The 13039-nt window shown below is 71.4% G+C and carries 6 protein-coding genes and 1 pseudogene; 1 reads left to right on the top strand and 6 read right to left on the bottom strand.

What is annotated here, in order from left to right:
- Positions 1-22 precede the first annotated feature (22 nt).
- From H180DRAFT_RS02105 to H180DRAFT_RS02080, 6 genes and pseudogenes are all read right to left on the bottom strand, one after another.
- Positions 23-340 (bottom strand): annotated as a pseudogene (locus H180DRAFT_RS02105) (aminotransferase class III-fold pyridoxal phosphate-dependent enzyme); the annotation flags it as partial.
- A 137-nt stretch (positions 341-477) separates the two neighbouring features.
- Positions 478-1722, bottom strand: coding sequence for a type III PLP-dependent enzyme domain-containing protein (locus tag H180DRAFT_RS02100; protein WP_199822463.1), 1245 nt, complete (start codon positions 1720-1722; stop codon positions 478-480).
- A gap of 422 nt (positions 1723-2144) precedes the next feature.
- On the bottom strand, positions 2145-6812 hold the full coding sequence (locus tag H180DRAFT_RS02095; protein WP_074466555.1) for a cation-translocating P-type ATPase: 4668 nt from the start codon (positions 6810-6812) through the stop codon (positions 2145-2147).
- A gap of 67 nt (positions 6813-6879) precedes the next feature.
- Positions 6880-7383: a hypothetical protein gene (locus tag H180DRAFT_RS28915; RefSeq protein WP_175437705.1), complete on the bottom strand. Its 504-nt coding sequence runs from the start codon at positions 7381-7383 to the stop codon at positions 6880-6882.
- A 384-nt stretch (positions 7384-7767) separates the two neighbouring features.
- Positions 7768-8694 carry a DUF4429 domain-containing protein gene (locus H180DRAFT_RS02085; protein WP_055484186.1) on the bottom strand — a complete coding sequence of 309 codons (927 nt, stop codon included), beginning with the start codon at positions 8692-8694 and terminating at the stop codon, positions 7768-7770.
- Positions 8695-8977: 283 nt separating this feature from the next.
- Positions 8978-12757, bottom strand: coding sequence for a beta strand repeat-containing protein (locus H180DRAFT_RS02080; RefSeq protein ID WP_055484185.1), 3780 nt, complete (start codon positions 12755-12757; stop codon positions 8978-8980).
- Here H180DRAFT_RS02080 and H180DRAFT_RS30730 point away from each other — a divergent pair.
- Entirely contained in the window at positions 12735-12860 is a 126-nt protein-coding gene (locus H180DRAFT_RS30730; RefSeq protein ID WP_302622422.1) for a hypothetical protein, read from the top strand. The two genes, H180DRAFT_RS02080 and H180DRAFT_RS30730, sit on opposite strands and share 23 nt — an antisense overlap.
- The last annotated feature ends 179 nt before the right edge of the window (positions 12861-13039 follow it).

Raw genomic sequence — 13039 nt, 5'->3', positions numbered from 1 at the left:
TCAACGGCGGCAGCAGGCGCACCGTGAACTCGTCCTTCTCCGGGCTCGCCAGGTCCAGGATGTGCAGCGGGGCGCACCCGTCGACAGTGCGGCGGATCGCCTCCTGGACGACGGCGTGGTTGTGACCGAGGGCGAGGGTGCCGGCCCCGGACAGGCAGTCGAGGTACTGGCGGCCCTCGGTGTCCTCGACGGTCATGCCCTGGGCGCGGGCCGGGACGATGGGGAACGAGCGGGAGTAGGTACGGGCTGCCGACTCGCGGCCGCGCCGGCGGTCGAGGATCTCCTTCCCGCGGCTCGCAGTCCGGGCCGGGCCGGACGGATCGACGGAGTGCACAGTCATGGTGAAGCTCCTGGGAGGAGACGACGGTCGGGCGGGAGGAGGAAGCGGACGCACCACGGGGGCATCTCCCGGCGCCGGCCGGGTGGATGCGGACCGGTGAGGGCTGACGACGGGGTGCGTCGGGGGGTCGGGCTGCCTCAGAGCATCAGCCGCTCGGCGACGGGGTGCCCGAGGAAGCGGTGCATGGCGAACTCCCATCCGTAGGAGCCCGCGTTGGGGAAGACGACCAGGTCACCGGCGCGTACCCGGTCCACGTGGACATCGCGCAGCAGGGTGTCCTCGGGGGTGCACAGCTCGCCCACGACCGTCACCCGGACGTCCTCCGCGGCGGGCCGCGGACAGCCCTCGGGCCAGTCCTCGACCGGAAGCACCGCGATGTTGTGCACGATCTCCCAGGAGGTGGGCAGCTGGAAGTGGTTGATGCCGCCGCGCAGCAGGACGAACGACTCGCCGTACGACGTCTTCACATCCGTGACCTCGGCGGCGTACCAGCCGCAGTCGGTGACGAGGAAACGTCCGGGCTCCAGCGCCACCGTGACACCCTCCGGCGGCTCGGTCCGCGCGGCCAGCTCACCGAAGTGGGCGACGTCGAAGGGCTTTTCACCCTCGAAGGCGACGCCGATGCCTCCGCCGATGTCGATGTGCCGCAGCTCGATGCCGTTGTCCCGGGCGGTCCGCACGCTCCACTCCACGCACCAGCGCAGATACTCGGCGTGGGCCTCGGCGTCGAGGTTGTTGGAGGCGGCATGGATGTGAAAGCCCGCCAGCTTCAGACCCGGAAGCCGCAGCGCCTCGCGCAGTACGCCGGGCACATCGGGCTCCGCGACCCCGAACTGGGAGGGCACACCGCCCATGTTCAGCGAGCCGGTGACGGGGATCGTCGCGGGGTTGACCCGCAGCGCCACCCGGGCCCGTACTCCCTCGGCGACCGCGATCCTGCTGATGCGGTGCAGTTCCAGCAGGCTTTCGGCGTTGATCACCTCGGCTCCGGCTCGTACCAGTGCGGTCAGCACGGGAACGGACTTGGCCGGCCCGGCGGCGAGCACCGGTGCCGGGGTGTCCCCGGTCACCGGCTTGGCCGCTACGGCGAGTTCGAGCTCCGCGCGGGAGGCGACCTCGAACCCGTCGACGTGCGGAGCCAGCGATTCGACCACCCCGGGATGGGAGTTCGCCTTCACGGCGTAGTACACCTTCGCCCACTGCGGGAGCGCGCTGCGCAGCTCGCGCGCCCGCTCGGCGGCGACCGCACCGTCGTACACATAGGCCGACACCGGCGCCTCGTTCCGGGCCAGTTCCGCAAGACGGCGGCGGACCGCCTCGGGGAGCAGCTCGACGGGGTAGGCGGACAGCGGGGCCGCGGACGGCGGCAACTGTATGGACACAACTCTGCCTTGGGTCGGGGACAGGAGAGAGATGCGTGGGGTGTGAGGGGTCAGGCCGGGGCCGAAAAGCTCACGGAATCAGGTGGTGCTGCTGCTCGGGGTGCGATGCCGGCCGATGAGCGCTCACCGGCAAGTCCCGTGCGGCGACGCTGTGTTCCGGGCACCCACGCACGCGGGCGGAAACCGCCCGTGCCCCGGTGTCGGCCGGTGGCTCGCGAAGCACACCGTCAGAGGTCCGGCTGCCACGTCCGGGGCGTCTGCGGGACGCAGCGTTCCGATCGGGACACGACTCCTCCAGGGGTGCAGCTGCCTGGCCGCCGACATTCGGTTCGGCCGGTTTCTTAGGTGAGCCTAACCTAATGTGCAACCAAATGCCAGGCGCGCTGAGGGCCCTTCAGCGCCACAGGACGCACAGTTCCGCCTCATACCGGCTCGGATGTCCTGCGCGTCCGGAGTTGGAGGAGCCTCAACGGGGCCCCGTCCCGGGCTGACAGCACAGACCCCAGCCGTGACGTGAGGTCTGACACCAACTGGTCGGCCTGGGGCAGCAGTCGGGGCACGAGAGAAGAGGCCCCGATGGCGGTGGCCACTCCGGTCCAGGCCAGTGGACCCAAGGGCGTGCACCCGAAGAAGCGGCTGACGACGGGCGTCTGGACGAGAGCGACGAGGACGGCAGAGGTGCCGATGACCGTGCCGAGGATCAGGGGGCTGTCACGGCGTCCGATCACGGTCTGGGCGAGCTGGGAACCGATCACGCCGCACAGTGACATGGTGCTGGTGCGTTGTGCCGATCCGGGGGTGAGGCTGCCGATGAGCCACGCCGTGACCGCGCCTGCTCCGGTGATCAGGCCGCGTTGGCGGATCTCGTGTGCGAGCGGCTCCCCCAGGGTGGTGCGACCTACCGGGTGTGTTTCGCTCAGGTTCTCCTCCGAGGCAGGTTTCGGGTCGTGAGGAGTGACCGCGATCGCCATGGCCGGGAACATGTCGGTCAGAAGGTTGACCAGGAGCAGCTGCCGCGTGGACAGCGGTGACGTACCGGAGAGCAGCGTGCCCAGTACGGAGAAGCCCACCTCGCCGGCATTGCCGCCGAGGAGGATGCTGATGGCGTCGGCCACGCTGCCCCACAGGGCCCGCCCTTCGGCGATCGCGTCGATGAGCACCGAGAGTTCGCTGGTGGTGATCACAAGGTCGGCGGCATTGCGTGCTGCTGCCGAACCGCGCGCGCCGATGCCGATCCCGACATCCGCGGCCCGGATCGCGGCGGCGTCGTTCGCGCCGTCCCCGACCATGCCGACGACGCGTCCCGCCTCCCGGAGTGCCTCGACGACCTGGAGCTTCTGTTCGGGTGCGACGCGGGCCACGACGTCGCAGTTCTTGAGCGTGCGAGCCCGGCCCGCCCGGTCGAGCTCCGCCAGGTCGTGGCCCGTGACCACGGTGACGTCACAGGGCCAGCCGAGGGCGATCGCCATGCTCCGGGCCGTCTCGGGATGGTCGCCGGTCAGCATGACGGGCCGTACGCCGGCCTCGCGCAGCCCGGACACGAGCGGGGCGGAGCTGACGCGTGGGGTGTCGGCCAGAGCCACGAACCCGATGAGTTCCAGCAGTTCGAAAGGCTTGTCCAGGGCGTCGGCCGCCTCGCTGTCCGCGAGGGGCCGCCGGGCGACGGCGAGCAGCCGCAGCCCCCGGGCGGCGAGGGCGTGTGCCGTTTCGACAGCTGCCGGGTCCGCATCGGGACAGTAGGGCAGCACGACTTCCGGGGCGCCCTTGACCACCAGCGTCGCGTCGCCGTGCGCGCCACATCCGACGGCGGCTGCGAAGCCGCGGCTCGATTCGAAAGGCTCGGCCTTCACGGTGGTCCATGCGGTGTCGCGCGGGGCGGCCGCCAGGACGGCCTCGTCGGTGGCATGGGCGTGGTTGCCCGTCCGTTCCGTGGGGCCGGGGCACGCGCGGGCGGCGGTGCGCAGGACCGGGTGCGCCTCGAGGTCAGTCGTCCGGTGCTCGTCACCGCTCGCGGTGACGACGCTGACGACCCGCAGCTTGTTCTCCGTGAGAGTCCCGGTCTTGTCGAAACAGACGGCGTTGACGCGGCCCAGCGCCTCCAAGCTGCGCGGAGTACGGACGAGGACACCGAGCCCGCTGAGACGCCGTGCGGCGGCCATCTGCGCGACGGTCGCCACCAGGGGCATGCCCTCGGGTACGGCCGCTACCGCGACGGCGAGCCCTCCCTGGAGTGCCGTGCCCATCGGACGTCCGCGCAGCAGGGACAGACCGGCGACGGCGGCGCCCCCTGCGAGGGTGAAAGGCAGCACTCGCCTGGTCAGCCTCTGCAATCGTGCCTGCACTCCTGCCGAAACGGGGACCCGGGCAGCGAGGGTCGCCGCACGGCCGGCTTCCGTCTGGTGGCCGGTACCCACCACAACGGCCCGTGCGTAGCCGGCCACCACTGTGGTGCCCTCGTAGACCATGCAGCGTCGGTCGGCGAGTGCGGCACCCGGAACGGCGGCCACATGTTTGGGGGTCGGCAACGACTCGCCGGTCAGCGAGGATTCGTCGACTTCGCACCCGTCGGCCTCCAGCAGCCGTGCGTCTGCCGGCACCACGTCGTTGATGTGCAGCTCGATCGCTTCGCCCCGCGTCAGGCGGGCGGCCTCGACCACGGATACCTCACCGGTCGACGGCTCGAGCCGGCGGGCCATCGGACGCTGCTGGATGACGAGCGCGAAGAGTGCCTTCTGCGCGCGCAGCCGTTGGATTCCGCCGACCAGGGCGTTCAACCCTACGGCGCCGACGACGAGATAGGCGTCGACCGCCGACCCCAGGAGCGCCGATGCGGTGGCGCCGACCACCAGCACGGGGGTGAACGGGTCGTCGAGTTCGGCCCACACGGCGCGGGCGAGCTGAGCTCCCGTCCGCAGGGGTGCGAGCACCGGATATCCGGCCACCACGCGCACGAGACGACCGGCACGGCGCCGGGTCACCGACCACGCCGTCGGCGCGGCCCGCGGCACCTTTCGCAGCCGCGCGACGACCTCCTCCGGAGGCAGGGCATGCCAGGGCACTCGCGGTTCGGGCCGCGGCGGCCTTCCGGCAGCCACGGCCAGTGCGGCGGCCCAGCCCCACGTCAGCGAGGCGGCGGTGGCGAGGCTGACCGGACTGAGACGTACTTCGAGGGAGGCGGGCTGCTGGGACTGTGCCTCCCGGGTGAGCACCAGCAACTCGGAGAGCGTGGCGCCCGCCTCTGCGAAGAACCTGCCCCATCCGCTGACCGCTTGGGACATGGAAACGGCGGACAGCAACCGCCAGACGCCGTCGAGCCCGTGCAGGGAGAGCAGATCGGCGCCCCAGACGACGGCGCCGGCCTCGTCGGTGACCGCTACGGCGACGTCGCCGCGGAGCAACCCGTCGACGACGTCGCGGGCGGAAGGACCCGTCTTCGTTCGATGAGTCGTCCGGTCGTGCGGGACCCGCGCCACGGTGAGGACCGTACGGCCCTCATCCTGGAGCGCGGCGACGGTCCCGGCGAACGGGACCTCACCCGAGATGAGTTGGTCGGCCAGGGTGCCGTACTCGCCGAGGCCGTGCTCGTCGACCACCACGACGTGCAGTCCCGCCCGGCGGGCCGCGTCCAGCGAGGCCTCTGCCATGGGGTCGACGTCCCAGCCGACCAGGACGGTGCCCACATCCCTGCCCCGCGCCGATGCGATCATCAGCCCCGCCTCCGGCGACGTCTCAGCGGACACCGGACGGAGTTCGAGGTGAGGCTCCTCCCCGACCGGCGTCGCCCCGGCCCCGGCCCCGGCCCCGGCCCCGGCAGCGCTGAGGGTCTTCATGGCCGCGTGCCACAGCCGGCCATGGTCCCAGCCAGTCGTGTCCGGATGGACTTCGAGCACAGTGCGCCGAGCGCTGCGGAGTGCTCCGGAATGCAGCACCACGGTGTCCACGAGTTCCAGTCGCCGGAGCCTTCCGGGATCGCCGACCAGCACGTCCTCGCGCGCGAGAGCGGCGGCGAGCACCGCGGTGAAGGCCGACGGGCCGTACCGCGCGGCCTTGGGCACACCGGCCAGCACGGTCTCTGCCGCCTTGCCGACGCTACGGGTGAACAGAAGCGTGGCGAGGGCACCGCCGAGCATCCCGTTGACGGCCGCGTCGGAGTACGAGTCACCTGGGCTTGTCCGCAGCGCCGGACGCACGGTGCCGTCTCCGGTCACCGTCGGGCGGTCCGGGGAACAGAGCGTGTCGTGCACTGCCTCGAACGCCGCGAGCTGGGCGAGTGATCGCACCAAGTACGTGACGCGTAGCGCGCCGTCGAGCAGCAGAGGCGCCGGCGACCGCGCGATTCCGCACACGGCCGCGTTGGCTGCGCCCAGAACCAGGTCGACCGTGTCCGAACCCAGCATGCGGCTGAGTGCCGCACGTACCCGGGAGTCCTCCCGCAGGACGGAGACCGACGCCACGAGGGCTTCAGCCGCGCGCGGCTGAAGCGCCGTCCGCCCCGCGACGGCGGTGGCGATACCTGCCACGTCGAAGGCGAGGGCGGCGACGTTGACGCGGACGTTCGTGACGTCACCCGGGTGGGCGTGCTGCGGCGTCCGTCCGCCGACGTGTTCCAGGCCGTGCTCGGCCGCGAGTTCGGATGCCCTGTCCGCCACACGCTCGCTGACCGTGTCCTCGACGGTCCTGACGACCAGGCTCTCCAGGCCGGCATCCCAGTAGGCGAGCAGCACATCAGGGTGCTTGGCCAGTTCGGCGGCCACGTTCCGGGCGGCGGCCTCGAGTCGCTCCGCGGTGCGCCGGGGTGCGTCAGGGGGGTGCCGCAGGCCCAGGTGCATGCGGGAGCCCGCGTGCCACCGCCCGATTCCGGGCGTCATCGCGCTGCCGGCCACTCTGCCGAATCGCCCGGCGGACGCGGACACTTGCACCGCACCGTTCACCGCTTCACGCGCACCGGTGCTCACGACTCCGGCCGTCAGGCGCGCCGCCGAGGCCGCGGGCGGCATGATCCGGCGCGTGGTCCTGGCGGGCACGGCCAAAGCGTTCTGGAGAAGTGAGGAGGTCAGTCCGGGCAGCCTGGCCACCAGTCGAAGCAGCATTCCTCACCTTCGCGGGGGCTCCGTGCGGGCGCTGGGAAACGGTCGTCGCGGGGCGGGCAGGGAGGGCTCAGCTCTTCTTCCGTCCGCCGGCCTTCGCACGCGGTGCGCTCGCGGTGCTCTTGCTCTTGGTGCTCTTGGTGCTCTTGGCCGTACTCGTGGCCGGTCGCTTCCTTGCCGTCCTCGAGCCGTTCCCCGACGTGGAGGCGGACTGCCTCGTACGGGGCTTCTCCGTCCGGGCTGCGCCGGTCCCCTCAGCCTCCGCACCGTCCGTGTCCGCAGGGCGCGGCTGTGTCAGCCACACCGCCGCAGCGCCCGCCGCAGCCACCGGCCACTCGACGACACCCGCCAGGCCGAGGATTCCCGCCCCCGTGTACGCGGCAACGCGCCGGGCACGCGGGGAAACGATCCCGACGGTGTCCAGCATGTCGTCGAAGACTCCCTTGACGCGCTCCGCCCCAGGGACCTTCTCGGCGGCAGTCGTCATCGTTCGCAGCGGATACCTGACCGTCTCCTCCACGGGGTGTCGCTGCTGCGTGCCATCCGAGCGCTTCGAACTGGAACGGTCAGGCATGGTGGCTCTCCGTCCTCGAGAGGGGTGAGGTGCTGCTGCTGAGGGGCCCTGACACAGCTCACTCTTCGAACCCTGACCTGGACGGATGGGTCCGGCAAGCCCGCCGCGTCGTCATGCCGCCAAGCGAGGTAACCGGCATCCACGCCGCGGTCCGGTTCCGGTGCCGGAGCCGTCCGGTGCCGGAGCCGTCCGCTGCCGGAGCCGTCCGGTGCCGTCGCGTCGGAGCCCGCCGCAGATGACGTGGCCGGTGCGGTGGCCGGACGAAGGGCGAGCGCGTCGTGACGCCGGGCCGGTGGCCGAGGCCCCCTGTCCCGGCTGCCGGACCCCGGGCTCCGGATTCGGCCGCGTGCGGCCGGACGCGGCCGCACGCGGCCGGGCCGGGCGTCAGAGGCGGTCGATGACGGCCTTCTTGGCCGTGCTGAACTCCTCGTCGGTGAGGACGCCTTCACGGTGCAGTACACCGAGTTCGCGCAGGCGGTGCAGCAACCGGTTGTGGTCATCGGAAGCCGCGTCGCCCGGCTTGTCCGCCGAGCACCCGTCCCGGTCCTCGACGAGGAACGGGGAAAGCTCGTCCGCGCCTGCTCCCACAGGCCGCCTTGCCCCGGCGGGATGAGGCAGCCGGGCGGTCACCGCGGCGGCCAGCAGGACCGAGCCGCCCGTCTCACGGGCCTGCCGAATGCCCCACAGCAGCAGGCAGTTGTGGTCATGTTCGGGCTTGAAGACCGTGTGCGGGCCCTTCGGACGGAAGCGCAGCGAACCGTTCTCCCAGCCGATCGCGGGGGTCCACTCCACACCGTCGAGTTCATCGAGGGTGAAGGTGCGCGGGCCTCTGTGAGACTTGCTCTCCTTGGCCATCCAGTTCCACTCCAGCTGGACGCGCTCACCGTCGAACGAGGCCGTGCCATCGGTGCCGCCCGCAGTGAGCGGAACCGCGGGCCCAGGCAGCAGATAGCGGTCGCTGGGCGTGTCCGGCACCTCTTCCAGCAGCAGCGCGCGGCGCAGTTCCTCCACGAAGTACTCGGCGACGCCGGTGCGGTCCTTCTCCACCGGCAGTTGGTACGGGTCGGAGGGGTCCGGCAGGCGCCCGCTCGCCACCTGGGCGAGCGGGTCGGCTCCCTCCCGCAGGCGCAACCGCAAGCGGCCGCCCTTGCGGCCCGGCTCGTACGCGATGCCGGAGACGGCCGTGAGCGGTACAGCCACTTCGCCCAGAAACCTGCGCAGCGGGTGAACGTGCTTCTGCGAGGCAGGCACGATCCGCACGGTGTCGCCGTCGAACGTCCATGTGCCAGTGCGCTGGATGATCTCCGCCATGCGGCGATTATCCGACGCCGATCTCCCCCGGCAGGGCGCTGGAGGCCCCGCAACCCGCAGGACCGCTCGTCTGCGCGGAGGCGGTCGCCGCGCGGTGTGCTGTCCGGCGTGCTGTCCGGCGGCGCGACGACCAGCACGTCCGCTGGGTCGCCGGGGGCTCTTCCCTTGACCGCCCGTTCGTCCGCCCTGTCCCTGCGGTGGACGCCGCGTCACCGCAGACGGTCCCATTCCAGGTCCGGCCGCAGCACGATCGGGCCCTCTTCCATGATCCGGTCTTGTCCGGTCATGGAATGACGGTGTGGGTGTCGGTGCCGGTCGACGGGGCGAACTGGGGGTCGCCGTTGTAGGTGGCGGAGACGGCATGCGGCCCGATGGCCAGTCCCCTGTTGGTGACCGTGGCGACGCCGTTGACCAGCGCCGCCGTGAACGTGCCTCCGCCGCCACCTGCGATGGTGAAGGTGACGGTCCCGGTCGGGATCCCCGTTGCGGGAGGTGTGGGCGACACCGTGGCGGTGAAGGTGACGACTCGGCCGGGAAGAGAAGGGTCGGGTGACGAGACGACGGTGGTGGTCGTCGAACCGGGGTTGACGGTGTGGGTGTCCGTGCCGTTGGACGGGGCGAAGTCGGGTCCACCGCCGTAGTTTGCCGTGATCGTGTGCGGGCCGGTGCCCAGAACGCTGGTGGTGGTTGTGGCGACGCCGTTGACGAGGGGTGCTGTGACCGGCGTTGCGCCGTCGAACAGGAATGTCACCGTGCCCGTCGGGGTGCCTGCCACCGGCAGGTCCGAGGCGACCGTGGCGGTGACTGTGACCGTCTCGCCGAAGGTGGACGGGTCGGGGGCGGAGGAGACGGTGGTGGTGGTCGCCGCCCGGTTGACGGTGTGGGTGCCGGTGCCGGACGAACCGGTGAAGTTCCCGTCCCCCGCATAGGTCGCTGTGACGCCGTAGTTGCCGACGGAGAGGGCGCCGGTGCTGACCGTGGCGACACCCATGCCGTCGAGCGTCCCCGTGAGGGTGGGGCCGCCGGCGATGCCGAAGGTCACGGTGCCGGTGGGTGTTCCGGCACCCGGGGCCACGGGTGTGACGGTGGCGGTGAAAGTGACCGTCTGGCCGATGACGGACGGCTCGGGCTCGGAGGAGACGGCAGTGGCGGTCGCCGCCTGATTGACGGTGTGGGTGCCGGTGCCGGCGGACGTACTGAAGCCGGCGTCGCCGTTGTAGAGGGCGCTCACCGAATGGCCGCCCGTCGGCAGGGAGTTGAGGGTGAGCCGGGCCGTGCCGTCCGTTTCCACGGGCACGGTGGTGGGGCCGCCGCCGTCGATGGTGAAGGTGACGGTGCCGGTCGGGGTGCCCGCACCCGGCGGCACCGGAGTGACGGTCGCGGTGAAGGTGACCGGCTGCCCGAACACCGTCGGATCCGGGCTGGAGTTGACGGTCGTGGTCGTATCCGCCGGGTTCACGGTGTGCGTGTCGGTGCCGGTGGAGGTGTTGAAGCTGGGGTCTCCCGCGCCGTTGTAGGTCGCCTCGATGGTGTGGCTGCCTGCCGGGAGTGTGCTCGTACTGACGGTGGCCGTGCCGGTGCCGTCGAGGGTTCCGGTGAGGGTGATCGTGCCGTCGATGGTGAACGTGACCGCGCCGGCCGGGGTTCCGGCGCCCGGCGGTACCGGGGTGACGGTCGCGGTGAAGGTGGCGGTCTGCCCGAACACCGTCGGATCGGGGCTGGAGTTGACGGTCGTGGTCGTATCCGCCGGGTTCACGGTGTGCGTGTCGGCGCCGGTCGAGGGGTCGTAGTCGGTGTCGCCGCTGTAGTCCGCCGTGGCCGGGTGGGTGGCGACACCGAGGGTGTCGAGGGTGAGCTGGGCGGCGCCGTCGGCGTCCAGCGGCCGGCTGAAGGTGCCTCCGCCGGAACCGTGGACAGTGAAGGTGACGGTGCCCGTCGGTACCGGTCCGGGCTGTGCCGGGGTGACCGTCGCGGTGAAGGTGACCGCCTGCCCGAACACGGACGGATCGGGGCCGGAGGTGAGCGTGGTCGTCGTCGAGGGCTCCACCTCGACCGTGTGAGTGTCCGTCGCGGCGGACGTGACGAAATTGCCGTCGCCGTCGTAGGTGGCGGTGATGGTGTGGGAACCCAAGCCGAGGGTGCTGATGATGAGTTGAGCGGTGCCGGACGCGTCGACGGTTTCGGTGAAGGTCCCTCCCCCGGTTCCGGTGATGGCGAAGGTGACGGTGCCCGTCGGGGTGCCCGCTCCCGGAGCGACCGGGACGACGGTGGCGCTCACGGTGACCGGCGCACCGAGCGCGGACGGATCGGGAGTGGCGGAGAGAGCAGTCGTCGTCGATGCCCGGTTGACGGTGTGTGCGCCGCTGCCGGTCGAGGGGGCGTAGCCGGAGTCGCCGCTGTAGCTGACGGTGACCGAATAGATGTCCGCAGGCAGGGAGTTGAGGGTGAGCTGGGCAGTGCCGTCAGCCTCCAGCGGCACGGTGGTCGTGCCGCCGCTCCCGCTGAGAGCGAAGGTGACGGTGCCGGTCGGGGTTCCCGCCCCCGGGGCGATGGGCGTCACGGTGGCCGTGAAAGTGACGGGCTGCCCGAAGACGGAGGGGTCGGGCGCGGAGTTGACGGTGGTGGTGGTCGAGGCGGGGTCGACGGTGTGGGTGTCGGTGCCGGTGGAGGAGGCGAAGTTGCTGTCCCCGATGTAGGTGGCTTGGGCGGTGTGGCTGCCGGCGGCGAGTGCGCCGGTGCTGACCGAGGCGGTGCCGGAGGCGTCGAGGGCTGCGGTGAAGGTTCCTCCGCCGGCGCCGTCGACGGTGAAGGTGACCATGCCGGTCGGGACCCCCGCCCCCGGTGCGACGGGCGCGACGGTGGCGGTGAAGGTGACGGTCTGCCCGAACACCGTCGGATCGGGTGACGAGGCCACGGTGGTTGTCGTGGCCGCCACGTCGACCGTGTGGGTGTCGGCGCCGGCCGAGGGTTCGTAGTCGGTGTCGCCGCTGTAGTCCGCCGTGGCCGGGTGGGTGGCGACACCGAGGGTGTCGAGGGTGAGCTGGGCGGTGCCGGAGGCGTCCAGCGGCCGGCTGAAGGTGCCTCCGCCGGTCCCGGCGACGGTGAACGTGACGGTGCCGGTCGGTACGGGTCCGGGCTGCGCCGGGGTGACCGTCGCGGTGAAGGTGACCGGCTGCCCGAACACGGACGGATCGGGGCCGGACGTGAGCGTGGTCGTCGTCGAGGGCTCCACCTCGACCGTGTGGGTGTCCGTGCCGGTGGCAACGGCGTAGTCGGGAGCGCCGTTGTAGGTGGCGGTGATGGTGTGGGAGCCCAAGCCTAGGGTGCTGAGGCTTAGTTGGGCGGTGCCGGAGGCGTCGAGGGTTTCGGTGAAGGTGCCGCCGCCGGTTCCGGTGATGGCGAAGGTGACGGTCCCCGTCGGAATCCCCGCTCCTGGGGCGACGGGTGAGACCGTCGCGCTGATGGTCACGGGCTGGCCCGACGTGGACGGGTCGGGTGCGGAGGTCACCGTGACGGTCGTCGCCGCGGCCTGGACGCTTTGCGAGTCGGTGCCGGCGGACGTACGGAAGTCGGCGTCGCCGCTGTAGGTGGCGGTGATGCCGTGACTTCCGGTACCGAGCGTGCCGACGCTGACACTGGCGACACCCGACGCGTTGACCGGAGCGGTGAACGTGCCTCCGCCTGGACCGTCGACGGTGAAGGTGACCGTCCCGGTGGGAGTGCCCGAAGCCGGCGGAACCGCAGCCACAGTGGCGCTCAGCGTCACCGGCTGCCCGAACACCGACGGATCAGGGACCGAAGTCACCGTCGTGGTCGTCGCCTTCTGCGTCGGCGTCACCGTATGAGTGCCACTGAAAGTGGACGGCTGGAAATCGCCGTCACCCATGTAGATGGCGATCACCGACTGCGAGCCCGCCTGGAGTCCTGTCACCGTGACGGAGGCGACACCACTCGCATCGAGCCGCACCCACCTGACGGGAAGCGCGTCGATGACGAACTGCACGAGGCCGGAAGGCGTCCCGGCACCCGGAGCCACCGCGGTGACCGTCGCGGTGAACGTCACCGGCGCCCCCTCCTGCGACGGCTCGGGCGACGACGACACCTCCGTACTCGTCGCCGCCCTCGTCACCGCATGCTGGTACGAGCCACTGGAGCGCGAGAACTGAGCAGAACCGTTATAGGTCGCAGTGACCGTGTGTGTACCGGTCCCCAGGGACGCCGAGGCGACCGTCGCCTTGCCACTCGCATCAAGCGGCACCGTGTAACTACCGCCCCCCACTCCCGTAGATCACAAAAGTCACCGTCCCCGTCGGGACGCCCTGACCCGGAACCACAGACGCAACCG

It is taken from the genome of Streptomyces sp. WMMB 322 (assembly GCF_900090145.1).
GTDB lineage: Bacteria > Actinomycetota > Actinomycetes > Streptomycetales > Streptomycetaceae > Streptomyces.
This window is presented reverse-complemented; position numbering and strand designations above follow the sequence as displayed.

What these genes read in the sequence shown, in the direction of transcription:
- H180DRAFT_RS02095 (WP_074466555.1), bottom strand. Translation starts at nt 6,812, where the DNA reads ATGCTGCTTCGACTGGTGGCCAGGCTGCCCGGACTGACCTCCTCACTT.
- H180DRAFT_RS28915 (WP_175437705.1), bottom strand. Translation starts at nt 7,383, where the DNA reads ATGCCTGACCGTTCCAGTTCGAAGCGCTCGGATGGCACGCAGCAGCGA.
- H180DRAFT_RS02085 (WP_055484186.1), bottom strand. Translation starts at nt 8,694, where the DNA reads ATGGCGGAGATCATCCAGCGCACTGGCACATGGACGTTCGACGGCGAC.